We start from the raw sequence: 23,804 nt of genomic DNA on the forward strand, positions 1-23,804 counted from the left end.
TTGTGCAAGCCCGGCGGGTTGACCTGCCGGGCTTGCGCGGTCATTATCCCATTGACCCTTCCGCCACACTGACAGCAACGGACGAGCACCGCACCTATATGCTGAGCCACATGCAACAGCTTTTCCGCTGGCCCAATTTTTCGGGCGGCAAAAATCATACTACAGCGCATGCCTTTGCGCTGATTTTTCTGTGCCTGCTGGCACTGACAAGTGTTGCTGGCGCTGCGCCTGCAGCAGAATCCCTGCCCAATCCGCAGGGCAAGGTCGCCAAATGTTTTGACGGCGATACCTTAAAGCTCACGGATCGGCGCACAGTGCGCCTTGCGGGCATTGACGCCCCTGAAATGGATCGCGGCAAGCAAAAGCCCCAATACTACGCCCGCGAAGCCTTTGACCAGCTCACCAAGCTGGCTCAGGGCAAGGATGTGCGCCTTGTGGCCGTGGATGCCAAGGGCAAGGATCATTACGGGCGCGTGGTGGCCGATGTCATCCTGCCTGACGGGCACTCCCTGTCCGACACCATGGTTCGCAACGGCGCGGCCTTTGTGTATCCGCACAACGACCTTAATCCCCATTTTCAGGAAAGGCTGCGCAAGCTTCAGCACGAGGCCATTGCCGCCCGGCGCGGCATGTGGGCGCATGTGCTCACCCTGCCCGCCGCCAAAAAAACCTATCTGGGCAACCGCGAATCCATGCGCTTTTTCCCCACTGACTGCGCTGAAGTACAACACATAAAGCCCCGCAACCGCGTGTTTTTCGGTACGCTCATGGATGCCTTTATGGCTGGCTACGCCCCGGCGCGTCCCTGCAACTTCTGGCCGCAAGTAAAATGAACACCACTTCTCCCCTGCTTGAACAACAGGCTCTGGTCATATTTTCCGGCGGGCAGGATTCCGCCACTTGCCTCGCTTGGGCGCTCAGCCGCTTCAAACAGGTGCTGACGCTGGGCTTTGACTACGGTCAGCGTCACTCTGTGGAGCTTGCCTGCCGCAAGCGCGTGCGGGAGGGCATTGCCGCTCTCAATCCGCAGTGGGCGCAACGCATGGGGCCGGATGCCCTGCTTAATCTCGATATTTTCCGCCAGCTGGCAGACACTGCCCTGACCTCTGACGCGCCCATTGAAGAACACGGCGCCAACGGCCTGCCCAACACCTTTGTGCCTGGTCGCAACCTCATATTTATTCTGCACGCCGCTGCCTGGGCTTACGCCAAGGAAATCCGCCACATGGTGCTGGGCGTCTGCCAGAGCGATTATTCCGGCTATCCCGACTGCCGGGACGACAGCATCAAGGCCATGCAGGTTGCCATAAACAGCGGCATGGACGCCAATTTTACGCTGCACACGCCGCTCATGTGGCGCAGCAAAAAAGACGCCTGGATGCTGGCCCGCAGCCTTGGCGGCGATGCACTGGTGAACCTGATTGTGGAAGAAAGCCACACCTGCTACATGGGCCAGCGCGGGCAGCGCTACCCCTGGGGCTATGGATGCGGCAACTGCCCTGCCTGTCGCCTGCGCGCCGCGGGTTACGCCGCCTATGCCGAGGCGCAGGCAGCCTGCGCGCAAAACCCGCTAGAGGAAGAGGCCTGATGTCCAAAAAACTGCTCAGCGCCGCTAAGGGTGTGGAAGCGGCCTGTATTCTATTTCAGCTCAACAGCAAGACCGCCGACATCATCAATATGGCCAGCGGCGCGCAGATGCCCGATGAATATCTGTCAGGCCCCGGTGCGGATATGTTCTGCGCAGAATGGCGGGCCTTTGTACATGCGGTGGTTACTGCAGCCATCATGCACCACGCGCCCAATACCGTATTTTTGGCCTATCTGCGCCAGACGGGCAATCTGCTGGCCGCCGCCAGCAATGACTTTGACAGCGCGGACGAAAAAGCGGTCAACGCAGCCCTCAATGCCTTTGTGGACGGCCCTTTTGCCGAATACATGCCTCTGCTAGCGCAGGAACAGCAGGTTCGCTGCCCGGAACTGTTCTGCCAGCGCCTTGCGGTGCAGGCCGCCAGCCTGCGCGGTCAGGCCACCCCGCCGGACGACCACGCCAAGGCCCGCCTCGCTGCCGTCATGGCCCTGATTATCAGCGCCGTGTGGGACAAACTGGAACAGTACGACATTCAGCCAGACTAAAGCGCGTATGGCAGAATACTTTTATTCTGATCCAGAAATCATCGGGCACAGTGCCGCAAAATAATTTTTCGCCCAGAATACAAGACCGCCGGGATTTTGATGCATCAAAATCCCGGCGGTCTTACTTTCAAGATTTCTATCAGCCTATTTTTTTCCCAGAAGCTCCAGCATGGCCTCGGCGATATTGTTGGTGCGCAGGCCCACAAGCTCGCGCAGACGCAACTGGCTACCGTGCTCCACAAAATGGTCGGGCAGGCCAAGGCGTTTGATGCGCTGACCGCGCATGAGGCCACGGTCATTCCAGAATTCCAGCACTGCGGAGGAAAAACCGCCAGCCAGCACGCCTTCTTCCACCATAAGAATACGGTCAAAATTTTGAGCGATTTCGGCCAGTTGTTCTTCCGGCAAGGGTTTGATCCAGACCGGATCAAACACAAGGGGTTTCACGCCGGTCTGCCGCTCCACCATTGCCGCAGCTTCCAGCGCCGGGTGCGCGCGGTTGCCCAGGGCTATCACCGCAAGGCCTTCGCCCTGTTGCAGCACTTCGCCCCTGCCGGGGGTCAGCAGACGGGGCGCGCCGTCGGGGGCAACGCCAAAGGCGCTGCCGCGCGGATACCGCAGGGAGCACGGGCCGGGATGGCACAGGGCCGTATGCAGGCAGTGCCGCAACAGATTTTCATCGCGCGGGGCCAGCATGGTAATGTTAGGAATATGCCGCAGGTAGGCGATATCAAAAGCGCCGTGGTGGGTCGCCCCATCCTCGCCCACAAGGCCTGCACGGTCTACGCAGAAGGTCACGGGCAGGTTTTGCAGGCACACATCGTGCACAACCTGATCGTACGAACGCTGCAAAAAGGTGGAATACACGGCCAGCGCGGGCCGATAGCCCTGGCTGGCAAGGCCCGCCGCAAAGGTCACGGCGTGCTGCTCGCAAATACCCACATCCACAAAACGGTCGGGGAAGCGCGCGCGGAACTTGTCCGTGCCGGTGCCTTCGGGCATGGCCGCCGTGATGGCGATTATCTTGTCGTTATGCTCGGCAAGTTCGGTCAGCGTATTGCTGAACACCGTGGTGAACGAGGGCAGCTTGGCTGTGGAAGCCACAGGCTGTCCGGTTTCGGGCGTGAACAGGCCGATGCCGTGGTACAGGGTGGGGTTTTTTTCCGCCGGGCCGTAACCCTTGCCCTTCTGGGTACGGACATGCAGCAGCACCGGGCCGTCCTCGATGGCGGCAGCCATTTCCAGATGGCGGCGCAGGCTTGTGATGTCGTGCCCGTCCACCGGGCCGATATAGTTGAAGCGAAAAGCCTCAAACAGCATGCCCGGCGTAAAGAACGACTTGAAGCTCCATTCGCCGCGCATGGCGTATACGGCCAGCTTTTGGCCGATGCGCGGAATGGAACGCAGGAAATTGAGCACTTCCTTGCGGGTTTGCCGCACCCATCGCTGTGAAAGCGTGCGGCTCAAAAACAGAGAAAGCGCGCCCACATTGGGCGAAATGGACATTTCATTGTCGTTGAGCACCACAATGAGCCGCCGCCCCATGTGCCCGGCAAGGTTCAGGCCCTCAAAGGCCTCGCCCGCCGTCAGCGAGCCATCGCCGATAACGGCCAGCACGTGGTGCTTGAGACAGGAAAGATCGCGGGCCAGAGCCATGCCCAGGGCCGCAGAAATGGAGGTGGAGGAATGCCCCACGCCAAAATGGTCGTACGGGCTTTCTGCCATGCGCGGGAAGCCAGAAATGCCGCCAAATGACCGCAGGGTGTGAAAATCCTTGGCGCGTCCGGTCAGCAGCTTGTAGGCGTAGGCCTGATGCCCAACGTCCCAGATGAGCTTGTCGTGCTCCACATTAAAGGTCGCCAGCAGGGCCAGCGTCAACTCAACCACGCCCAGCGAGGGCGCAAGGTGCCCGCCGTTGCGGGAGACGGTTTCAATGATGCGGCTGCGCACCTCGCCAGCCAGTTGGGCAAGCTGGGCGTCAGAAAATTTGTTCAGTTGCGCCGGGCTGCTCACAGCATCCAGCAATGGGCTCTCTGTGGTGTCCATTTAGGCCGCCCTCGTTACCGTGTAGTCGGCCAATGCGCGCAGAAAATCCGCTTCCTGTCCGTCAAACGGGGCCAGCGCGTCCTGCGCGGCCTGAGCCTGCGCGCGCGCCAGTTCACGGCTTTTTTCAAGCCCCAGCAGGGCGGGATAGGTGCTCTTGCCCTGCTCCTCGTCGCTGCCCGCAGGTTTGCCCAGAGTTTCAGTGTCGGAAACCACATCAAGGATGTCGTCCGCAATCTGAAAGGCCACGCCGAGCGCAGCGCCGTAGGCGGCAATGGCCTCTCGCTCGGGCGTTTCCGCCCCGGCAAGGATGGCCCCGCATACGCACGATGCCCGCAGCAGCGCCCCTGTTTTCATGGCGTGCACAGCGCGCATCTGCTCAAGTGTGATGGAAGACGCGCCCGTGTAAATCATGTCCCATTCCTGCCCGCCCACCATGCCGGAAGACCCCGCCGCAAACGAAAGCTCGGCCACGGCGTCCAGCACACGGTCCGGGGCTTCCGCGGTGCGGCACATGACCATGAAGGCGTCCGTCAGCAGGCCATCGCCCGCCAGTATGGCCGTGGCTTCGTCAAATGCCTTGTGGTTCGAGGGCTTGCCCCGGCGCAGATCATCGTTATCCATGGCGGGGAGGTCGTCATGGATGAGCGAATAGGTGTGGATCATCTCGATAGCGGCAGCAAAGGGCATGCTGCGCTGTGGCGACAAACCGCACAGGGCGGCAGTGCTCAGGCACAAAACAGGGCGCAAACGCTTGCCCCCGGCTTGCAGGCTGTACAGCATGGAATCCTTGAGCCTCTGCGGCACATCACGGCCGTCAAGACAGGTGGCCAGATAGGCTTCCACATCCTTGCCCCGCGCGTGCAGCAGGGCCTTCATGTCAGCAACGCTCATCATCGCCTATTCCGCCTCCTCTTCTGCGTTCAGCCCGCTTGACGCCACAGGGCGTGACTCAAGGGGACGAGCCTGACCATCCTGCCAGATTTCAAGCTCATGCCGGGCTTTGTCGAGCTGCTCGCGGCAATAGCGCGAGCACGCCGCTCCTTCCTTATACAGTGCCATGCCCTTTTCCAGAGGCAGGTCGCCGCTTTCAAGCGCCGCCACGATCTCCTGAAGCCGGGCCATCTTTTTTTCAAAAGTATTGTCTGTCTTGGCGCTCATGGATTGTTTCCCTTGGCGTTCCCGGTTGTCAAAAAGGGCTGCGGGTCAACCGACTCGCCCTGAACCAGAAGCGAAAGATGCAGATGCGGCCCGGTAACGCGGCCCGTGGCCCCTACCAGCCCGATAACCTGCCCCTTGCGCACCCGATCGCCATTTTGCACCAGTATTTCAGAGAGGTGCAGATACGCGGTGAACACCCCTTCGCCGTGATTGATGTACACTACATTACCGGAGAAGTACAAATTCCCCGTAAGGCCCACCTGACCATCGGCGCAGGCAAGCACAGGCTGCCCCTGCGGACCGCGCAGATCAAGGCCCTTATGCACTCCGCGCGGTTGCCCGTTGAACACGCGTTTGAGGCCGTACAGGCTTGAAACATCGCCGGGCACAGGCCGCACAAAGGGCAGCACCCAGAAGCGTTCGGGCAGGCGCTGGGCCAGGGCCTGGCGCACAAGCTCCCTGTCGGCCTTGATGCGCGCCATCTCCGCCGCCGGGGGATCAACATATTTTTTATCCACGTTCAGCTTCTGCACCGGGCGGTCTTTGTCAAAAAAAGCGATCTTGCGCGCTACGGCGGGGGCATCCTTGCCGTTGCCCGTGGAGACGGCAAGGTCACGGGCGGATTCCTTTTCTTCCAGCGGCACGGGCAGCAACATGACGGCCTGCCAGCGCGTTGCAGCGCCCGCAGCGGTAGTGGCGCTCACCTGCTCCGCCCTGGCCTCGTAGGTCTTGCCCAGCCAGCGGAACGTAAAGGATTTTATGGGCGCGTCGCTTACCGCCAGGGCGGGAAAAGCATCCCCTCTGGCTACGGATTCGGGCGCGTCAAGCGCAAGGGCTGGTGCGGGGGATGGAGCAGCCTGAACGGCTGTAGGAACAAAAAGAGAAATCCCCGCCAACAGGACCATGAGCATGCGGGTGAGCACAGACATCAGCTATTCCGTCCTTGTTTTTTGGCAACCGGCACCGCACCTGTATCAGAGCCAGGCGCAGCGTCTGGCGCAACATCTGGCGCAACGTCTGGCAGCACCTTGTTGACCACGGCGGCAAGGCTGCCATCCGCCAGTCGCACCGTGATGGCGCTGCCCGCAGGGGCCGCCGTCACCGTGCGCAGCAGGCCGCCATCCGCACCATGCACAAGGGCATAGCCGCGCCTGAGGGGCGCAAGGGGGTTGGCTGCTGCCAGAGCAAATTCGCATTTTTCCAGTTCGCGCCCGTGGCGGGCAAGCATTTCCTGCCCTGCCGACTGCAAGCGCTGCCGCACGGCATCATACCGCTGCTCCTGCGCGGTCAGCATGCGCGGCATAGCCGCAGCCAGACTGGCGGAAAGCGCCTCTACCCTGCTGCCCAGCACATCCAGCCGCGAAGGGCTGAAGGCGTTTTGCAGGGCACGCTCAAGCCTGTCGCGCCGGGCCTCTGTGGTGTCGAGCCACTGACGCGCGGCCCTGTGCAAGGAGCGGTGCAAGCCGTCAAGCTGCTCCGCCAGGCGGGCCTGATGCCGCATGGGCGAAAACCAGCGCAGGGCGTTTTCAAACTGGGCAAGACTTTGCCCCGCTGTTTCCAGCCGCCGCCGCGCCGCCCGCACAAGGGCCGCCTCCGCCTCGTCAACCTTTTGCATCAGCTCGGCCCGCGCGGGCCAGAGCAACTGGGCCGCATGCGAAGGCGTTGCCGCGCGCAGGTCTGCTGTCATGTCGGCAAGGGTAACATCCACCTCATGCCCGACGCCCGCCAGCACCGGCAAGCGAGACTCAAATACGGCCTCGGCAACGGCTTCTTCATTAAAGGCCCACAAATCTTCCAGCGAACCGCCGCCGCGCACCAGCACAACGGCCTGTGCCCACCCCTGCGCGTTAGCCTCGTGCAAGGCACGCACAATGGAGGGAGCAGCCTCAGCCCCCTGCACCAGAGCCGGGAACAGACGAATGCGCGCCCCGCTGCCCCGGCTGGCTGCAAGCTCCATAAAATCATGGATAGCCGCGCCCGTTGGGGAGGTGATAAGGGCCACGCGCTGCGGATCATACGGCAAGGGCCGTTTGCGCTCATGGCTGAAATAGCCCAGAGCCGCCAGCTTGCGCTTGCTGGCCTCAAAGGCCTGCGCAAGCAAGCCCTCGCCTGCTGGCTGCACCAGCTCCACGGCAAGCTGATACTGCCCGCGCGGCGCGTACAGGGTGATGCGCCCTGCACACAGCACATCCAGCCCGTTGCGCAAAAGCTCCAGCGGCGAAGGACGCGGCGCGTCAAAAACCTCGCCCGTCAGCGGATCAAAACCCTGACTGTTCTGCCGCTGCATGTGCCTGAACCACACGCACTGCAACTGCGCATCGGCATCCTTGAGGGTAAAATAGACGTGCCCCGAGCCGGGACGGGTAAGGTTGGTCACCTCGCCCCGCACCCAGACAAAGGGGAAACGTCCCTCAAGGGTTTTGCGCAGCTGCTCCGTGAGTTCACGGACAGACAGTATGGCTTCCTGCATGGTGCTCCGCGTCAGACTATCTATCTGAAAAAAGCTTTTTTGTCGTAAAAGGGGCACTGACAGTGCCCCTTTTACATTACCTCAACCTATAACAAACCCTCAGACCGTGGGGCGAGAGGTATTACCTCACATCGCGACATGCCCCAGGTTTTTTAAAGGCACAACCAGATTGCTGTGCGGATTAGGGGCTGTTTCTGGCTAAAAGATTTTGCGCCGAGGACAAGGAAAACAGTGTTTTTTTACGACAGGAGTGGACTCTTTTTGTCCATGACTTGAGTAAAAAATACTGGATGACGCAGGGCTCGGCCAAAAGAATTAGTTAGAGACAGCCCCTAGGCCTGCTGCTGCGCCCAGCCCTCGCGAACCTTGGCGGCCCAGGCGGAAAAGGCTTCAGCCATGGCATCGGCGGGCAGTTCACCCTTTTCACCGCTGCGGCGATCCTTGCATTCCACAATGCCCTTGGCCAGGCCCTTGCCGCCCACAACGAGCTGCATGGGAATACCCAGCAAGTCCGCATCCTTGAACTTGACGCCGGGGCGTTCGTCGCGGTCGTCCATGAGCACGTCCACGCCCATATCCTTGAGCATTGCGTAGATCTGCTCGACCTTGGCGTTGACCTCTTCGTTGCGCGGGTCAAGGTTCAGCAGGATGCAGTCGTAAGGAGCCAGCGGCGGCGGGAACACAATGCCGTGCTCGTCGTTGTTCTGCTCGATGGCGGCGGCGGCCACGCGGGAAACGCCGATACCGTAGCAGCCCATGATCATGATCTGTTCCTTGCCGTTCTCGTCAAGGAAGGCGGCATGCATGGCATCACTGTATTTGCGGCCAAGCATGAACACGTGGCCCACTTCGATGCCGCGCGTCAGCTCAATGCGGCCACCGCAGCGGGGGCATGTGTCTCCTGGCGTGATGGTGCGCAGGTCGGCCCAGGCGGTCACCGTGGCGTCGCGCTTGAGGTCAACGTGCACAAGGTGGGCATCGCCAGCGTTGGCGCCCACCACATAATCCGTAGCGCCTTGCAGTTCGGCATCGGCGTAGACCGGAATTTCCAGCCCCACAGGCCCGGCAAAGCCCACAGGGGCCTTGGTGATCTGCTGCACGGTGGCGGCGTCAGCCATGACCACATCCTGCGCGTTGAGCAGGTTCTTGAGCTTGATGTCGTTCACTTCGCGGTCGCCGCGCACCAGCACGGCCACGGGCTTGCCGTCCACCTTGAAGAGCATGGTCTTGACCACGGAGGAGGCGGGCACGCCCAGCAGGGCCGCCACTTCTTCCACCGTGTGGGCATTGGGGGTGGCTACCTTCTCCGCCGGAGCGCAGGTCTCCGTGCAGGGCTTGCCGTTCCAGGCCACTTCGGCGCGCTCCACGTTGGCCGCGTAGTCGCAGTGATGGCAAAAGGCGATGGTGTCTTCGCCCGTTTCAGCCAGCACCATGAATTCGTGCGAGAAGTTGCCGCCAATGGAGCCGGAGTCGGCTTCCACAGGGCGGAACTTGAGGCCAAGGCGCTGAAAAATACGCTTGTAGGCCGCATGGCAGGCCCAGTAGTTCTGCTGCGCGCCTTCTTCCGTGGCGTCAAAGGAATAGCCGTCTTTCATGATAAATTCGCGCCCGCGCATAAGGCCGAAACGGGGGCGGATTTCATCGCGGAACTTGGTCTGAATCTGGTACAGACGCACAGGAAGCTGACGGTAGGAGCGCACTTCGCCGCGCACGAGGTCGGTGATGACTTCTTCGTGCGTGGGGCCAAGGCAGTATTCGCGCTCGTTGCGATCCTTGAAGCGCAGCAGTTCCTTGCCGTAATGCTCCCAGCGGCCCGATTCTTTCCACAGGTCGGCGGGCTGCACCATGGGCATGAGCAGTTCTTCAAAGTAGGCGACGGCCATTTCTTCGCGCACTACGCGGCTTATTTTTTCAATCACCTTCAGGCCAAGCGGCAGATAGGTGTACATGCCCGAAGTAAGCCTGCGCACCATACCGGCGCGCAGCAAAAGCTTGTGGCTGATTACCTCGGCATCCGCCGGAGATTCCTTGAGGGTGGGAATATAGCAGTTGCTGAAACGCATTACTGTGATTCCTTTTCGTTGAGCAGTTGTTGCAGTTCTTCCATAAAAGCCGCCAGCAGGGCCTCCTGCCCTTTGACCGAGCGGATGACCTCGCCCTTGCGAAATATGATGCCCTTGTCGCGCCCGCCCGCAACGCCCAGATCGGCCTCGCGGGCCTCGCCCGGCCCGTTGACCACGCAACCCATGACCGCCACCTTGATGTCGGCCTTGGAGGTGGCTAAGCGGTCTTCCACCGCGCGGGCCAGCGAAAACAGGTCAATCTCCGTGCGCCCGCAGGTGGGGCACGAGATGATTTCCGGCCCGCGCGAACGCAGGCCAAGGGCGCGCAGTATTTCCCACGCCACGGTCACTTCTTCCACCGGGTCGGCGGTGAGCGAAACGCGCAGGGTGTCGCCAATGCCCTCGTGCAGCAGGATACCAAGCCCCACGGCAGATTTTACCGTGCCGCGCATGAGGCCCCCGGCCTCGGTAACGCCGATGTGCAGGGGGTAGTCGCAAGCCTCTGCAAGCTTGCGGTAGGAGGCAATGGTATCAAGCACAGAGGAAGACTTGAGCGAAATTTTGGTATCGTAAAAACCGCGCGCCTCAAGCATGCGCACATGGGTGAGAGCGCTTTCCACCAGCGCCTCGGGGCAGGGGCCGCCGTACTGCTGGAGGAGGCGCTTTTCCACCGAGCCGGAGTTGACCCCCACGCGAATGACCGCCCCGTGGGCCTTGGCGGCATCCACCACGCGGTCCACGTGTTCCTTGGGGCCGATATTGCCGGGGTTGATGCGCAGGCCTTCAAGCCCGGCCTCCAGAGAGGCCACGGCAAGGCGGTAATCAAAATGTATGTCCGCTATGAGCGGCAGGCGCGTACCCGCACGGATGGCGGGCAAGGCCGCAACGGCAGCCTCGTCCGGCACTGCCACGCGCACGGCCTCGCAGCCGCGCGCCTCAAGCCGCGCAATCTGCGCAAGCGTTGCCTCGGCATCGCGGGTGTCTGTATTGGTCATGCTCTGCACCATAACAGGCGCACCGCCGCCAATGGAAAGCCCGCCCAGACGGATGGCGCGGGTTGTGTGCTTGTGCATGCTTCCCTCACAAAAACAAGTGGAGCCACGGCGCAAAGCCACGGCACTCCGTAAACGAGTCTTCTATGCTATTTCCCCCTGCAAGCCAAGTGCGCGCAGCACGGGCCGCGCTGCGGGCTTTGCGGCAAGCCTTGCCGCATGCCCTGTATTTCAGTGCCGCATAAAATCCCTTTTGGACAGCGTGATTCCAAGCGACCGTGGGGCAAATGCGATATCTGGAACGTGTCTTGCAAAGTTTTAAGAAAAGGCCTCAGGCTGACGTTTTTTCCGTCAGCACTCAAGTTGGCGGCCATTGTGACGATAAGACTATGGTAAGAGCAGTTCCGCTGGGCCGTGGGCAATAGCCCCGGCAAACGAGGAATTATCCCGCCGGGGATCCATCGGGATCAAGGCGCGAGGGACTGCATCAGAGCAACTTCACTCGGGGTTTGTATGCATATAATGCCGCGTCTTCTTATGCTTTGCGCACTTTTGCTGCCGCTCTTTTCCGGCTGCGCCAAGAGTGGGCCTTCCGCGCTTTCGCCCGGCTATACGGACGCCGTGGAGCTGAAGCTCAAAAGTCGCGAACTGGCCGAGCAGATGCTTGCCACCATGCCCAACGACGCCATTCAGGGCTTTGTGGCCATGCCCACGGCCTTTGTGAACCAGAACAACACCTCGCAAAGCTCGCCCATGGGCAGGCTGATGGCTGAATCGCTGTTTTATGAATTCAACCAGCGTGGCTTTCCCACGCGCGAATACAGGCTGAACGGGGCCATCAACGTTCAGGGCGGGCGCGATGACCTCGCCCTTGCCGCCAACCAGATGGTTTCAACCACCGGGCAAAAATGGGCCGCCCTTGTTGTGGGCACCTATTATGTGGATAAGGACGCAACCTTTATCAACGCCCGGCTGGTGCGCGCCAGCGATGGCCTTGTGATGCGCACGGGCCAGCTTGTGCTGGTGAATACCCCCATTGTGACGCGCATGGCCGAGGCCGATGCGCCACCGCCGGTAAAGACCACGGCCAGCAGCGCCCCAGCCAAACCGGCCCCAACTTCGCTCTATACGCCTGCCAGCAGCATCAGCAGCGGCACGCTTGTAATCAAACAAGGGCGGTAATGCCGGAATTGCCATGAAAAAAACGTTGAACAACATCTGCACACTTTGCCTTGTGGCCTCATGCGCCCTGCCCCTAGCGGCGCTGCCAGCCATTGCGCTGGCCGACAGCATGTCGTCATACAACGGGCAGGCCAATGATGCCCAGGCAAAGCGCGAGGCAAAGGAACGGGCCAACTATCTTTCTGATGCCAACGAGCACAGCCTGGCCTATCTTGGTCAGGCCCGCCAGTTCCGCGAACAGGGGCGCTATGAGCTTGCGCGGCAGCGTTATCTTCAGGCCCTTTCCATCTGTGCCGACGACCAGACCCTTGGTATCATAAAAAGAGAACTGAACGGCGTTGAACTGCTTTTGCGCACCATGCGCTGAGGATCACCATGAACCGCTTTTTCATTACCATTCTTGTGCTTGCGGCCCTGCTCTTTCCGCTCACTGCGGCGGCAGCCGGAAACGTGCCCAATGCTGCCGTAAGCATTGCCAAGCAGCTTGACGAACAGATCATGATGCGCTTTTCGGGCGACAGCCAGGACATGAGCCGCAAAGACCGCGAAGCTCTGGCCCGCGCCCGCATCATGATCATGGGCACCACCCCGGTCAACATCAACAATCTGGACGAAGCCTCGCCCTTGGCGCGCCAGATGACGGAAGAAATCTCCCGCTGGCTCATCAATGCGGGCTACCGCTTTCAGGAACTGCGCAAAGGGCGCGACATCCGTTTTGACAAGCTCAAGGGCGAATTTATCCTGACGCGCGATGTGCGCCAGCTTGCCAGCCCCAGCGGCACCAGTCAGGCCATTCTGGCGGGCACCTATGTGACGACCAGCGAACAGGTGCGCTTCAGCATCCGGCTTATCCACACCTCAAGCAATGAGGTGCTGGCCATGGGCACGGCCACTGTGCCCATTACGGACGACCTGCGGCCCCTGGTTCGCGAAGCCCGGCCCGGCGACGGGCTTGCGCCCTCCGTGAGCACACGCCTTCAGTAGCGTCCTTGCCTCATACGCGCTTTGCGTCTATAACATGCCCGCGCCTGTCTGCTTGACGGCGCGGGTTGCCTTTGCGGCAGCCGCTGTTTTCAAAAATTCCACCGTGCCCACAGGGGCAATAGCGTAAACGATCCGTGAACCTGGGCCGCTGATTTTGCTGGCGGCCAATCCCGCGCGGGCACGCCGCCCACTGCGGGCTATACGCCTTTTTGCGCGCAGCAAGGAGACAACATGTCGCTCAGTATTGGTATTGTGGGCCTGCCCAACGTTGGCAAATCCACCCTTTTCAACGCCCTGACCAAGGCCCAGAACGCTCAGGCCGCCAACTACCCCTTCTGCACCATCGAACCCAACAAGGCCACGGTGGCGGTGCCGGACAAGCGGGTGGACGCCCTGACCGCCAAGGCCAAGCCCAAGAAGACCATCTACGCCAGTGTGGATTTTATCGACATTGCAGGTCTGGTGCGCGGCGCAAGCAAGGGTGAAGGGCTGGGCAACCAGTTTTTGGGCAACATTCGCGAATGCGCGGCCATTGTGCATGTGGTGCGCTGCTTTGAGGATGAAAATATCACCCACGTGGACGGCGGCGTTGATCCCCTGCGCGATGTGGACACCATTGAAACCGAACTGCTGCTGGCCGACCTGCAAAGCGTTGAAAAGCGCCTCGACAAACTGCAAAAGCTTGCCAAGTTTGATAAAAACGCCAAGGCCTCCGCAGAAATCATGCAGACCCTGCTGGCCCAGCTCAACGACGGCAAGCCCGCGCGGGAATTTGCCCTGCCGGAAAACGACAGCTTCCTGACCACATGGCGCGAACTTGGCCTGCTCACGGCCAAGCCAGTTATTTACTGCGCCAATGTGGATGAAGCCGCCGTTGCCGAGGGCAATGAATTTTCCGCAAAGCTTGAGGCTTTTGCCAAGGAACGTCAGTCGGGCTTTGCGCGCATTTGCGCCAAGCTTGAGGAAGAACTGCAAGGCCTGCCCGATGAGGAACAGGCTGAACTGCTCTCCTCCTACGGCATTGATGAAAGCGGACTTGTACGCATCATCCACACCGGCTACGCCACCCTTGGCCTGTACAGCTACTTTACCGCCGGGCCGGACGAAGTCCGCGCCTGGACCATCCAGAAGGGCTGGAAGGCCCCGCAGGCTGCTGGCGTCATCCATACCGATTTTGAGCGCGGCTTTATCCGGGCTGAAGTTATCTCCTACGCCGACTACATGAGCCACGAAAGCGAAGCGGCTTGCCGCGCTGACGGCGTCCTGCGCGTGGAAGGCAAGGAATACGTGGTCAACGACGGCGATGTCATGCACTTCCTGTTCAACGTATAGTTTTTGCCGCGTATAAAAAGCTTAAAGGCTCTGTTCCACAGGAACAGAGCCTTTTTTATGACAAAAACCGCCCGGAGCGTCAGTTCCGGGCGGCTTCAACCATTTCAAATCATCTACTGAGCATTTTTACAAGGGGCTGTTAACACTAGGAGTAATTTTGTTCCCTGCCAAGGAAGGAAGCCTTTTTATGAAGGGAGTGTACTTGCCCGGTACTCGACCGGAATAAAAAGACTTCCTGACGCAGGCAGGGGGCAAAAGAACCACAGTGTCAACAGGCTCTAATCGGCGCGGCGGCCAATGCAAAAGTACGCAAACCCGCGCTGCGCCATGAAGTTGGGCGAATACAGGTTGCGGCCATCAAACAGCAGAGGGGCGGTCAGCAGGCTCTTGATCTTGTCAAAGTCGGGGTTGCGGAACTGGTTCCATTCCGTAACCACCAGCAGGCCCTGAGCGCCTTCGCATGCGCCATATTGGCTGTCCACAATTTCAACCAGATCATTGCCCTTGAATATCTCGCGGGCGTTGTCGGCGGCAACCGGGTCAAAGGCGCGAACCTTCATGCCGGCGGCGGTAAGCTCGTTGACAATACTGATGGCAGCGGCTTCGCGCATGTCGTCGGTATTGGCCTTGAAAGCCAGCCCCCACAACGCAAGGGTTTTGCCCTTCACGCCGCCCTGGGGAGCAAAATATTCCATGATGCGGCCAGCCATGTGCTTTTTCTGCCGGGCGTTGACGTCTTCCACAGCGTTGAGCAGCTTGGGTTCCACGCCCGCCTTTTCAGCAGTGTGGATGAGCGCCTTCACGTCCTTGGGGAAGCACGAACCGCCGTAACCCACGCCGGGGTAGATGAACTGGTAGCCAATGCGGGTGTCGGAGCCGATGCCGGTGCGCACGTCGCGCACGTCCGCGCCCACTTTTTCGCAAATGGTGGCGATTTCGTTGATAAAGGAAATCTTGGTGGCAAGCATGCAGTTGGCCGCGTACTTGGTCATTTCTGCGCTGCGCACGCCCATGACGATGATCTTGTCGCGGGTGCGGGCAAAGGGCGAATACAGTTCGCGCATCAGCGAAGCGGCGCGTTCGGAATCCGTACCAAGCACAACGCGGTCGGGCTTCATGAAGTCGGAGATGGCGTCGCCTTCCTTGAGGAACTCAGGGTTGGAAACCACGTCCACCTTGTAGGACACGCCACGCGCTGCAAGCTCTTTTTCCACAAGCGCGCGCACTTCGTCAGCGGTACCCACGGGAACCGTGGACTTGTCCACAACCACGAGGTCGTTCTGCATGTGGCGGCCAATTTCGCCAGCCACCTGACGCACGTAGCTCAGATCGCACGAGCCATCGGGCTGGGGCGGGGTGCCAACGCAGATAAAGGCGCAGTCGGCATCCGCAATGCCATCTTCAAGACGGGTAGTAAACTTGAGGCGGCCATCCGTGCGGCTGTGGCGAACCATGGGTTCAAGACCGGGTTCAAAAATATGCACGGAACCGGCATTGAGCTTTTCCACCACAGCCGGGTTAACATCCACGCAGGTCACGGTATTGCCCATTTCAGCAAAGCACGCGGCGCTGACCAAGCCAACATAGCCGGTCCCGATAATGCACAACTTCATACAAAATTTCTCCGTACGTTCCCACAGCCAGCGCGCTTGACGTTACAGCGGGGAACGGGTCAGAATAGTTTAGGTTCAAAGCGAACCAATACGCTAATTTTTTTTAATGGGCAACAGCCCTGTTTGCAGTACATTCCGCCCGTACTGCATATGGTGGATAACTGATGATCATAGGCATTGGGACTGACATTACTGAACTGGCGCGTATCAAGGCAAGTTACGACAGGTTTGGGGAGCGCTTTTTGCAAAAGATCCTTACCCCGGATGAACTGAAACTCGTGCCGGAAAGCCCCATTGCCTACATTTCCGGTCGGTTTGCTGCCAAAGAGGCTGCGGTCAAAGCGCTCGGTACTGGCTTTAGCGAGGGGATTGGCCCTCTCCATATTGAAGTGCTACGCGGCCCTGCGGGGCAGCCAAAACTGCATTGGCACGGCCCTGCACTTGCGCGGGCTGAAGCTTTGGGCATGCGCGCCGCCCACATTTCCATAAGTCATGACCGCAATGCCGCCGTGGCAGTTGTGGTGCTGGAGGCATAATCATGCCCACCTCATTTGACGATCTGTTCCCTCCCCTTCCCCTGCCTGCTGAAATGCGCCAGTGGGATGCGGAAGCCATGGCCCTTGGCCTGCCTGAAGAACTGCTGATGGAAAATGCCGCCAGAGCGGCCTTTGACGTTCTGCGTGAATACCAGCCACGGATGACGGGTTTGCGCGTCTGGCTTCTTATGGGCAGCGGCAACAACGGCGGCGATGCCGCATGCCTTGCGCGGCATTTGCTGGACGCGGGCGCGGAACCGCTGGTGCTGCACACGCGGCCTCTTGCCGCCTGCAAGGGGGCCTGCGGCAAACATGTACGTATTGCCAGAGCCGCAGGCGTTGCCTTTGAACGCTGCCGCCCGGCGGTCTTCCAGCGGACGGAACTACCCAATATTCTTGTGGATGGTCTGCTGGGTACAGGTTTCAACGGTCAACTGCGACCGGATGCGCTGGAACTTGTGCGCGCGGTCAATACCTTGCAAAGCCGCCCCTTTGTGCTGGCGCTCGACATTCCCTCGGGGCTGGACGGACGCACCGGCCTGCCCATGCCGGAAGCAGTGCGCGCCACGGCCACAGTCAGCCTTGCGGCCGCCAAGCCGGGGCTGGCCCTGCCCGAAGCACGCCCCTGGACAGGCGCGCTGCACGTGCGCAGCATTGGCATTCCCCTTGCCGCACGGCGCAAGGCTCCCTGCTCTTTTTACGTCGCTGACGGGCATTGCCTCGCCCCACTTGCGGCGATTCAGCCCGGCGGCTTCAAAAACTCCTACGGTCATGTGCTGGTGGTTGGGGGCGCGCCCGGTCTTGGCGGAGCAGCGCACCTTGCCGCCCGCGCGGCCCTGCGCGCAGGCGCTGGCCTTGTAACCGCGGCCGCGCCAGGTGCGGGTATTGCGGATATCAAGAACGGCTGGCCCGAAATAATGACCCTGCCTCTGGGCGAGAGCGAGCGCCTGTGGCCCGCCAGCCTGCCGCAAAATTTTGTAGAACTGGCACAGCGCTGCGCCGCCCTTGTGGTCGGCCCCGGCATGGGCCGGGGGCAGGACGCTGCGGCCTTTATTGAAGCTCTTCTGGCGCTGCCGCACAGACCGCCCACGGTATTTGACGCCGATGCCCTGGTGCTGCTGGCCGGGCGGCAAGACCTGCTCGACCGCATAACCGCAGATGATATCCTGACGCCCCACCCCGGCGAAGCGGCAACCCTGCTGGGCTGTTCCGCAGCGGATGTTCAGGCCGACCGGCAATGCGCGCTTGAGCGCCTGCGCGGCCTCTGCCGCGGCGTAATTATTCTTAAAGGAGCGGCAAGCCTCATAGGGCAGGCTGACGCGCCAACACTGCTCTGCCCCTACGATGTGCCGCAGCTTGCGGTTGGCGGCTCGGGCGATGTGCTGGCGGGCTGCGCTGGCGGGCTGCTTGCCAGAATGCTGCCCGGCATGCAGGCCGCAAAAGGGCAAGAGCAAGTGCACAACAATACCGCAAACCACACTTTGACCTCATCCCACATGCTGGCCGGGCAGGCAGCGGCCCTGCATGCCCTTGCGGGCAAAAGCCTTGCCGCACAATGGCCCCTCAGGGGCAATACGCCCTCGACAGTGGCGGATGCATTGCCGCAAGCCCTCTCTGCCTGCATGGCAGCCAGTGAATCAAAGGACGACATTCTGCCATGGCCCAGATAATCCTGCGCAATCTTTCTGATACCAACCGCCTTGGGCATATGCTTGCCGAGGCTGTCGCCACCTGCGGCATTGCGGCATTGTTGCTGCGTGGCCCGCTTGGCAGCGGCAAAACGACGCTCACCCGCTCCCTTGTGGAGGCCATGCCCGGCGGTGATCAGGCCGAGGTGGGCAGCCCTTCGTTCACGCTCTGCAACTACTACCCTACCCAGCCGCCTGTCATACACAGCGATCTATACCGCAGCCCCGGCAGCCTGCCTGATGAAATTGCAGAAGGTCTGGACAATCCGCAAATCCTGTCTGTGCTGGAATGGTCGGAATACCTGCCTGAGGCGGAAATGCCGCAAGATTATCTGGACATCTCGTTGCAACCGTGCGAAGAAGGTCGCCTACTGACGCTGCAAGCTCACGGCCCTATTGCTGCTGAGCTTTTGCGCCACCTGCGCCGAAATTGGCCTGTGGACAGTCCTGACCACGGGTAACCAGTTCCGGGGTGGGCTGACCTGTTGTACCCATCAAGGATTGAGGACAATGGATACAGGCATGAAAATTCTGGTCCAGAAATTTGGCGGCACTTCCGTTGCCAAGCTGGAGTGCATGAAGCAGGTACGCGAGAAAGTGCTGGGAGGCCTTGCCAAGGGGTATAAGGTCATTGCAGTGCTTTCGGCGCGGGCTGGCGACACCAACAAGCTGCTTGCCCTTGCTGATGAATGGTCTTCCACGCCTGACCGCGCGGAAATTGATTCGCTCGTTTCCACTGGCGAACAGGTTTCCATCAGCCTGTTCACCATGCTGCTCAAAGATGCGGGCATCCGCGCCCGCTCGCTGCTCGGCTGGCAGATTCCCATCACCACGGACAACGATTTTGGCCGTGCGCGCATTCGCTCCATCGACAGCAACTCCCTGCGCAAATACCTCGACGACTACGATGTGCTTGTGGTCGCCGGGTTTCAGGGTTGCACAGAAGATGGCCGCATCACCACGCTCGGGCGCGGCGGTTCGGACACCTCGGCGGTGGCGCTTGCCGCCTCCCTCGGCTCTGTGGAATGCGACATTTACACCGACGTTGACGGCGTTTACACCACCGACCCCAACATCTGCTCCACGGCCCGCAAAATGGACCGCGTTGCCTATGAGGAAATGCTTGAAATGGCAAGCATGGGGGCCAAGGTGCTGCACATCCGCTCGGTAGAATTTGCCAAAAAATATAAGGTTCCCGTGCGCGTGCGCTCTACGTTCAGCGATGATCCAGGCACGCTTGTCACTCAGGAGGACTCCACCATGGAAGCCGTACTCGTTTCCGGCATTGCATATGACAAAGATCAGGCCCGCGTGACCCTGCGCGACCTTCCCGACGTGCCCGGTACGGCTGCGGCGGTGTTTGGCCCTCTTTCCGAAAAGGGCATTCTGGTCGACATGATCGTGCAGAACACCAGCCAGGACGGCCACACCGACATGACCTTCACCATCTCGCGCAAGGATCTCAAGCAGACCTTGCAGATGATGGAAGAAGTCGCCCAAAAGACCGGCGCGCGCGAAGTGCTGCACGACGTGAGCGTGTCCAAGGTTTCCGCCATCGGCGTGGGCATGCGCAACCATTCCGGAGTTGCCGCGCGGGCCTTTGCCGCGCTGACTCAGGAAGGCATCAATATCCTTATGATCAGCACCTCTGAAATCAAAATTACCATTCTGATTCAGGAAAAATACGTTGAGCTTGCCGTGCGCATTCTGCACGACACCTTCGGGCTGGACTGGGATCTTGGCTAGACGCCTGCCATACAGTTTACCGGCATATTGAACAAAAAAAACTCCCCGCTTGCGGGGAGTTTTTTTGTTATCTTTTGTTATCTGAGGCCCGATTCCGGATCGTGGCAACAATCAGGCAAGGAGCAGTTTCCGCAGGGCGGGAACGTCTTCGCACAATTTGTCCGCCCCGGCTTCTTCAAGCTCGCCGCGCGAACCGTAGCCATAGAGTACACCCACGCCGTCCATACCCACGGCATGCGCGCCAAGAATGTCATATTTTCTGTCGCCCACCATCAGGCATTGCGCCATATCCGCAACGCCGCACAGGCCGCAGGCATGCCGCAGCACGGACGTTTTGCTGTTGCGCGGGCCGGTCAGCTCCGCTCCCGCCACATGGTCAAACAGGCCGGCAATGCCAAAATGCTCCAGAATGCGCTGGGCAAAGGGTTCCGGCTTGGATGTAGCCAGCGACAACACCCGGCCTTCGCGCCGCAGATCGGCCAGCATGTCTGCCACGCCGTCATAAAGCGCATTTTCAAATATACCCGTGACTGAATAATATTCACGGTATTTCTGCACGGCCAGTTCAGCCTTGGCAGTGTCGCCCCCAAACAGCTTGCCGAACGAATCCTTCAGCGGGGGGCCGATAAAGTACAGCAGGTCATCGTCAGCGCGGGAAACGCCAAAATACTGCAGGGCATGCTGCACAGAGCGGATGATGCCGGTCTTGGAGTCTGTCACCGTGCCGTCAAGATCAAAAAAAAGGTATTGCTTCACGAAGGGGATTCCTTGCTTCCGGTTTCAGGCGAATGGCTACTCGCCGCTAAAGGGCGTATGCCGCCCGGTGCCGTCAACACCGAATTTGCTGTCCAGCGCCTTGTTGTCGCCCGGCGATGTAAAATAGCCGTTCATGGTGCGTTGCGGAACCCCCATGCCCAGCAGGGTACTCACAGAAACGAAATTGTAGCCTCTGCGGCGCAGTTCCGCCACAGTCTCGCGCAACAGTTGCGCAGAGCCCTTGGGCACCAGATTGGCGTGGAACAGCAGTATGGAACCCGGTTTGACCTGCGAGGCAACCAGATGGGCCTCGCGCCGCGCATGCTCGATATTGGTATTGTCCGCGCCGGATTCCGCCACCACATCCCACTGCACCACTTGCATGCCCAGCTTTGCCAGCGCCTGCAAAGACTGGTCGCTGCAACGCCCGTAGGGCAAACGAAACAGTGTGGGCACAGGCTGCATGACCGGTTCCGGGCGGCCCTGCGCCCTGGCTTCGCGCAAGGCCTCCTCGCGCAGCAGCTCATACTGGGCCTGCGTCCACAAAACCTGGGCGCGCAGGCCAGCTGGCGAAAGCAGGGCAAAATTGCCGTGCGACCACGCATGGTTGGCTATTTCAAACTGCGGCTCGGTCATGATTTGCAGCACCCGGCGGGAATGGGTGCGCATCCACTTGCCGCCCATAAAGAGCGTGGCCGGGATATGCTCGGCCCGCAAAAAACCGAGAATATCCATATCGCAGCCGGTGGTGACTGTATCCAGCTCGCAAAGATCAAAGGTAAGAGCAACCACCTTGGCCCCATCTGCCAGCGCTACCCGCCGGATGGTACCCACCGCGTCAGGCCCGAGCGGAGGAAGCATCACTGAAGGTTCGCGTTTGACGGGCGGGGTTGCATCGTTGCGCAAAGCCTTGCGGGCATCCTGCGCATCGGGCGCCCATGAGGGGGCCGGAGCAGACGAAGCAATAGCCGGGGCAGTAGACGCAGCATCTGCAGCAACAGGAGCAGCAACTGCGGGTTGCCCCACCAGGGCAGCGCATATGCCCGCTAAAATGCAAAACACGCCTGCCGAAAGAGCAACGGTATGCCGCAACCGCAAAACCAAGCTGACTGAGCTGAACATAGAGGGAAACTCCTGCGCCGCACTACGGCGTCAAACAGCAACTTTTGGGAACTATAGCTTACAGATTAGTGCGCTGCACACATGGTGAAGCCTTTTTCTGCCAAGCAGGTCTATATCCTTTACACAATCAGCCCACAAGCGTGACGAGCGGCATCTATACTCACCTGTAATCATAAGAATTAATTCTCAGCAAATTGCGTGTTGAATTTATTTTTCAAATATCGCATAATTTCAAAATGTATTTGCGGCGGCGTGTTGGCCTTGCGTGGGCATTACTGCGGGGTTTGCTATCTGCGAAGATCAAGGCAAAAACTTATATCCAGGCGATCAAGACCACATGTCCCACATCAAAATACCCGTTTCAACCCTACGCCCGGGGATGTATATTGTTGATCCTGGGATATCATGGCTGAAAGCCCCCCTGCTGTATATGCAGGAGGGAATTTTGGCTTCGGACGATGAGATCAGCGGCATAATCCTTCAGGGATTTGCCGAAGCATACTACGACCCGGAACGCTCACGCGATGAAAATTCCGCTGCTCCCCAGCCAAATACCCCGCTTGCCATAGAACTACAGGCCGCCAACAGAATTTATGAAGACGCCTACGAGAATGTGAAAAACTTTCTCGAATCCGCCAGAGGCGGCGCGCTTGATCTTACCTTTGCGCGCCCGCTGGTAGGCGACATCATCAAAAGCCTTTCGCGCAACGTTGACGCGCTGGTGACGCTTTCGCTGCTCAAAAAAACAGACGAATACACCTACGCCCACAGCGTCAACGTAACCATTTTTGCTGTGGCCTTTGCCAATTTTCTGGGTATGCCCGATGACCGCCTGCACAACGTGGGGCTGGCCGGGCTGCTGCACGATTACGGCAAGGCGCTGATTCCCAACGAAATTCTCACCGCGCCCCGCTCCCTGACGTTTCAGGAATTTGAGGTCATGCGGTCGCATGTGCTGCTTGGTGTTGAAAAAATCAAACAGTTTTCAAGTGTTGAGCATGAAGCCATTGAAGGCATCGCGCAGCACCACGAAAAACACAATGGTACGGGCTATCCCAATCGGCTTTCTGGCAAGCAGATTGGCGTTTTTGGACGTATTCTTTCGCTCAGCGACGTGTATGACGCGCTTTCGTCCAAGCGTGTTTACAAAGGAGCATTGGCCCCCAACAAGGCGCTGGGCATGATGTACAAAATGCGCGGCCAGGCCTGGGCACCCGGCTATGTGGAACGCTTCATCAAGATGGTGGGCATTTTCCCCGTGGGTACTGCTGTGGAACTCTCAAACGAACACCAGGGCATTGTGTGCCGCTCCAACCCCAATTTCCCCGCCCAACCCTGCGTTCTTGTGGCGCGAGACCCGGATGGACGCACCATTCAGCCGCAGTTTGTTGACCTCACGCGCTATATTGGCCTGCGCATCACGCGGTCTCTTTCTGCTGCCGAATCTGCGCATTTTGACATACCATTGTTACTGGGCGGCCCTGCGTAGGTCAGGTTACTGGTCGTGCAGACAAACACTTTTTAGCCGCTCAGCCAGCAAGCTACGACATTTTCTGCCACAAATACGCAATGACATTTCTTATACACATCCGGGCTTGCCCGCAGGTGCTGTAAACGCTATACATCGGCTACGGGATAAACCTGCTATTTCAGCATGTTCACCACCTGGGATGCGGCAACGCCCTGCCCCGGAATTTGCAATGTCAAAACGCATCAGGCTTAAGGATAATTTTCATGCGCAGAGTTGATGTTTTGATTGGTGCCCTCAGCCAGCTGACTGGCCGTGATGAGGGAGCTGTGGCCCAGACCTTTGAAGCCATCATTTCCAGCAATCCGGAGAAAGGCAAAGACCTGCTTGAGGAAATTACCTTCAGCGAGGCTTCTGTCATGCGCGAAAGGCTCCTCAAGGATGGCCCCGATGTACTGGCCCGCCTTGTGAGCAGAATCAGCGACTAAAAACCGCCCCGGGCATTCTGCCAAGGG

General features: G+C 59.8%; 23 protein-coding genes. 13 read left to right on the top strand and 10 right to left on the bottom strand.

Translation table 11 applies throughout. The features are described 5' to 3' along the window. Window positions 1–2 precede the first annotated feature (2 nt). Genes ACUZ9P_RS13085 through ACUZ9P_RS13095 form a run of 3 tightly spaced genes read left to right on the top strand, consistent with a single transcriptional unit; the run spans window position 3 to window position 2,133 of the window. Window positions 3–833: a thermonuclease family protein gene (locus ACUZ9P_RS13085; RefSeq protein ID WP_449250033.1), complete on the top strand. Its 831-nt coding sequence runs from the start codon at window positions 3–5 to the stop codon at window positions 831–833. After that, window positions 830–1,588: a 7-cyano-7-deazaguanine synthase QueC gene (gene queC, locus ACUZ9P_RS13090; protein ID WP_449250034.1), complete on the top strand. Its 759-nt coding sequence runs from the start codon at window positions 830–832 to the stop codon at window positions 1,586–1,588. Before ACUZ9P_RS13085 ends, queC begins: the two co-directional genes overlap by 4 nt. Then, entirely contained in the window at window positions 1,588–2,133 is a 546-nt protein-coding gene (locus ACUZ9P_RS13095; RefSeq protein ID WP_449250035.1) for a serine/threonine protein kinase, read from the top strand. Before queC ends, ACUZ9P_RS13095 begins: the two co-directional genes overlap by 1 nt. A gap of 144 nt (window positions 2,134–2,277) precedes the next feature. Here ACUZ9P_RS13095 and dxs read toward each other — a convergent pair whose 3' ends face one another. The 7 genes from dxs to ispG all read right to left on the bottom strand — a co-directional run bounded on the left by dxs (window position 2,278) and on the right by ispG (window position 10,943). Further along, window positions 2,278–4,179, bottom strand: a complete 1,902-nt coding sequence (dxs, locus tag ACUZ9P_RS13100; RefSeq protein WP_449250036.1) for a 1-deoxy-D-xylulose-5-phosphate synthase — start codon at window positions 4,177–4,179, stop codon at window positions 2,278–2,280. Then, on the bottom strand, window positions 4,180–5,073 hold the full coding sequence (locus ACUZ9P_RS13105; protein ID WP_298993397.1) for a polyprenyl synthetase family protein: 894 nt from the start codon (window positions 5,071–5,073) through the stop codon (window positions 4,180–4,182). Between the two features lie 3 nt (window positions 5,074–5,076). Then, entirely contained in the window at window positions 5,077–5,337 is a 261-nt protein-coding gene (gene xseB / locus ACUZ9P_RS13110; protein WP_240824504.1) for an exodeoxyribonuclease VII small subunit, read from the bottom strand. After that, complete coding sequence (locus ACUZ9P_RS13115) at window positions 5,334–6,266, bottom strand: M23 family metallopeptidase (protein ID WP_298993388.1); 933 nt, start codon at window positions 6,264–6,266, stop codon at window positions 5,334–5,336. Before ACUZ9P_RS13115 ends, xseB begins: the two co-directional genes overlap by 4 nt. After that, window positions 6,266–7,807, bottom strand: coding sequence for an exodeoxyribonuclease VII large subunit (gene xseA / locus ACUZ9P_RS13120; protein WP_449250037.1), 1,542 nt, complete (start codon window positions 7,805–7,807; stop codon window positions 6,266–6,268). Before xseA ends, ACUZ9P_RS13115 begins: the two co-directional genes overlap by 1 nt. 332 nt (window positions 7,808–8,139) lie before the next feature. After that, window positions 8,140–9,870, bottom strand: a complete 1,731-nt coding sequence (locus tag ACUZ9P_RS13125) for a proline--tRNA ligase (protein ID WP_449250038.1) — start codon at window positions 9,868–9,870, stop codon at window positions 8,140–8,142. Beyond that, entirely contained in the window at window positions 9,870–10,943 is a 1,074-nt protein-coding gene (gene ispG / locus ACUZ9P_RS13130) for a flavodoxin-dependent (E)-4-hydroxy-3-methylbut-2-enyl-diphosphate synthase (protein ID WP_449247677.1), read from the bottom strand. Before ispG ends, ACUZ9P_RS13125 begins: the two co-directional genes overlap by 1 nt. 441 nt (window positions 10,944–11,384) lie before the next feature. On the opposite strand from ispG, the gene ACUZ9P_RS13135 reads away from it, so the two are divergent. From ACUZ9P_RS13135 to ychF, 4 genes are all read left to right on the top strand, one after another. Next, window positions 11,385–12,044: a FlgO family outer membrane protein gene (locus ACUZ9P_RS13135; protein ID WP_449250039.1), complete on the top strand. Its 660-nt coding sequence runs from the start codon at window positions 11,385–11,387 to the stop codon at window positions 12,042–12,044. 13 nt (window positions 12,045–12,057) lie between these two features. Beyond that, window positions 12,058–12,411: a hypothetical protein gene (locus tag ACUZ9P_RS13140; protein ID WP_449250040.1), complete on the top strand. Its 354-nt coding sequence runs from the start codon at window positions 12,058–12,060 to the stop codon at window positions 12,409–12,411. A gap of 8 nt (window positions 12,412–12,419) precedes the next feature. After that, on the top strand, window positions 12,420–13,028 hold the full coding sequence (locus tag ACUZ9P_RS13145) for a FlgO family outer membrane protein (RefSeq protein WP_298993361.1): 609 nt from the start codon (window positions 12,420–12,422) through the stop codon (window positions 13,026–13,028). 231 nt (window positions 13,029–13,259) lie between these two features. Beyond that, window positions 13,260–14,360 (top strand): redox-regulated ATPase YchF, encoded by a 1,101-nt coding sequence (ychF, locus tag ACUZ9P_RS13150; protein WP_298993358.1) that lies wholly within the window; start codon window positions 13,260–13,262, stop codon window positions 14,358–14,360. Between the two features lie 278 nt (window positions 14,361–14,638). On the opposite strand, the gene ACUZ9P_RS13155 is transcribed toward ychF, so the two are convergent. Continuing rightward, window positions 14,639–15,973 (bottom strand): UDP-glucose dehydrogenase family protein, encoded by a 1,335-nt coding sequence (locus ACUZ9P_RS13155; RefSeq protein ID WP_298993355.1) that lies wholly within the window; start codon window positions 15,971–15,973, stop codon window positions 14,639–14,641. Window positions 15,974–16,137: 164 nt separating this feature from the next. Here ACUZ9P_RS13155 and ACUZ9P_RS13160 point away from each other — a divergent pair, with 164 nt between their 5' ends. The 4 genes from ACUZ9P_RS13160 (at window position 16,138) to ACUZ9P_RS13175 (ending at window position 19,943) form a co-directional block, all read left to right on the top strand. Beyond that, on the top strand, window positions 16,138–16,509 hold the full coding sequence (locus ACUZ9P_RS13160; protein WP_449250041.1) for a holo-[acyl-carrier-protein] synthase: 372 nt from the start codon (window positions 16,138–16,140) through the stop codon (window positions 16,507–16,509). Window positions 16,510–16,511: 2 nt separating this feature from the next. Continuing rightward, window positions 16,512–18,179 carry an NAD(P)H-hydrate dehydratase gene (locus ACUZ9P_RS13165; protein ID WP_449250042.1) on the top strand — a complete coding sequence of 556 codons (1,668 nt, stop codon included), beginning with the start codon at window positions 16,512–16,514 and terminating at the stop codon, window positions 18,177–18,179. Continuing rightward, window positions 18,167–18,658 carry a tRNA (adenosine(37)-N6)-threonylcarbamoyltransferase complex ATPase subunit type 1 TsaE gene (locus tag ACUZ9P_RS13170; RefSeq protein WP_449250043.1) on the top strand — a complete coding sequence of 164 codons (492 nt, stop codon included), beginning with the start codon at window positions 18,167–18,169 and terminating at the stop codon, window positions 18,656–18,658. The genes ACUZ9P_RS13165 and ACUZ9P_RS13170 overlap by 13 nt, the downstream gene beginning before the upstream one ends. Before the next feature lie 61 nt (window positions 18,659–18,719). Continuing rightward, a complete protein-coding gene (locus ACUZ9P_RS13175; RefSeq protein ID WP_449250044.1) occupies window positions 18,720–19,943 on the top strand; it encodes an aspartate kinase in 1,224 nt (407 codons plus the stop codon). Window positions 19,944–20,054: 111 nt separating this feature from the next. On the opposite strand, the gene ACUZ9P_RS13180 is transcribed toward ACUZ9P_RS13175, so the two are convergent. Next, window positions 20,055–20,699 (bottom strand): HAD-IA family hydrolase, encoded by a 645-nt coding sequence (locus ACUZ9P_RS13180; RefSeq protein ID WP_449250045.1) that lies wholly within the window; start codon window positions 20,697–20,699, stop codon window positions 20,055–20,057. Window positions 20,700–20,735: 36 nt separating this feature from the next. Further along, window positions 20,736–21,821, bottom strand: a complete 1,086-nt coding sequence (locus tag ACUZ9P_RS13185; protein WP_449250046.1) for a polysaccharide deacetylase family protein — start codon at window positions 21,819–21,821, stop codon at window positions 20,736–20,738. Between the two features lie 337 nt (window positions 21,822–22,158). Between ACUZ9P_RS13185 and ACUZ9P_RS13190 the strand changes: the two genes are divergently transcribed. Both ACUZ9P_RS13190 and ACUZ9P_RS13195 read left to right on the top strand, forming a co-directional pair. After that, the gene (locus tag ACUZ9P_RS13190) at window positions 22,159–23,310 is read left to right on the top strand and encodes an HD-GYP domain-containing protein (protein ID WP_449250047.1); all 1,152 of its coding nucleotides are present in this window, start codon (window positions 22,159–22,161) and stop codon (window positions 23,308–23,310) included. Window positions 23,311–23,555: 245 nt separating this feature from the next. Next, window positions 23,556–23,777, top strand: coding sequence for a hypothetical protein (locus tag ACUZ9P_RS13195; protein WP_298993331.1), 222 nt, complete (start codon window positions 23,556–23,558; stop codon window positions 23,775–23,777). The last annotated feature ends 27 nt before the right edge of the window (window positions 23,778–23,804 follow it).

The organism is Desulfovibrio intestinivivus, from assembly GCF_053570665.1.

Excerpts from the sequence above, each read along its gene's own strand:
- ispG (WP_449247677.1), bottom strand. The coding sequence starts at position 10,943 with ATGCACAAGCACACAACCCGCGCCATCCGTCTGGGCGGGCTTTCCATT.
- ACUZ9P_RS13140 (WP_449250040.1), top strand. The coding sequence starts at position 12,058 with ATGAAAAAAACGTTGAACAACATCTGCACACTTTGCCTTGTGGCCTCA.
- xseA (WP_449250037.1), bottom strand. The coding sequence starts at position 7,807 with ATGCAGGAAGCCATACTGTCTGTCCGTGAACTCACGGAGCAGCTGCGC.
- ACUZ9P_RS13185 (WP_449250046.1), bottom strand. The coding sequence starts at position 21,821 with ATGTTCAGCTCAGTCAGCTTGGTTTTGCGGTTGCGGCATACCGTTGCT.
- ACUZ9P_RS13095 (WP_449250035.1), top strand. The coding sequence starts at position 1,588 with ATGTCCAAAAAACTGCTCAGCGCCGCTAAGGGTGTGGAAGCGGCCTGT.
- ACUZ9P_RS13105 (WP_298993397.1), bottom strand. The coding sequence starts at position 5,073 with ATGATGAGCGTTGCTGACATGAAGGCCCTGCTGCACGCGCGGGGCAAG.
- ACUZ9P_RS13115 (WP_298993388.1), bottom strand. The coding sequence starts at position 6,266 with ATGTCTGTGCTCACCCGCATGCTCATGGTCCTGTTGGCGGGGATTTCT.
- ACUZ9P_RS13170 (WP_449250043.1), top strand. The coding sequence starts at position 18,167 with ATGGCCCAGATAATCCTGCGCAATCTTTCTGATACCAACCGCCTTGGG.
- ACUZ9P_RS13145 (WP_298993361.1), top strand. The coding sequence starts at position 12,420 with ATGAACCGCTTTTTCATTACCATTCTTGTGCTTGCGGCCCTGCTCTTT.
- ACUZ9P_RS13165 (WP_449250042.1), top strand. The coding sequence starts at position 16,512 with ATGCCCACCTCATTTGACGATCTGTTCCCTCCCCTTCCCCTGCCTGCT.
- ychF (WP_298993358.1), top strand. The coding sequence starts at position 13,260 with ATGTCGCTCAGTATTGGTATTGTGGGCCTGCCCAACGTTGGCAAATCC.
- dxs (WP_449250036.1), bottom strand. The coding sequence starts at position 4,179 with ATGGACACCACAGAGAGCCCATTGCTGGATGCTGTGAGCAGCCCGGCG.
- ACUZ9P_RS13125 (WP_449250038.1), bottom strand. The coding sequence starts at position 9,870 with ATGCGTTTCAGCAACTGCTATATTCCCACCCTCAAGGAATCTCCGGCG.
- ACUZ9P_RS13195 (WP_298993331.1), top strand. The coding sequence starts at position 23,556 with ATGCGCAGAGTTGATGTTTTGATTGGTGCCCTCAGCCAGCTGACTGGC.
- ACUZ9P_RS13160 (WP_449250041.1), top strand. The coding sequence starts at position 16,138 with ATGATCATAGGCATTGGGACTGACATTACTGAACTGGCGCGTATCAAG.
- queC (WP_449250034.1), top strand. The coding sequence starts at position 830 with ATGAACACCACTTCTCCCCTGCTTGAACAACAGGCTCTGGTCATATTT.
- ACUZ9P_RS13175 (WP_449250044.1), top strand. The coding sequence starts at position 18,720 with ATGAAAATTCTGGTCCAGAAATTTGGCGGCACTTCCGTTGCCAAGCTG.
- ACUZ9P_RS13190 (WP_449250047.1), top strand. The coding sequence starts at position 22,159 with ATGTCCCACATCAAAATACCCGTTTCAACCCTACGCCCGGGGATGTAT.
- xseB (WP_240824504.1), bottom strand. The coding sequence starts at position 5,337 with ATGAGCGCCAAGACAGACAATACTTTTGAAAAAAAGATGGCCCGGCTT.
- ACUZ9P_RS13135 (WP_449250039.1), top strand. The coding sequence starts at position 11,385 with ATGCCGCGTCTTCTTATGCTTTGCGCACTTTTGCTGCCGCTCTTTTCC.
- ACUZ9P_RS13155 (WP_298993355.1), bottom strand. The coding sequence starts at position 15,973 with ATGAAGTTGTGCATTATCGGGACCGGCTATGTTGGCTTGGTCAGCGCC.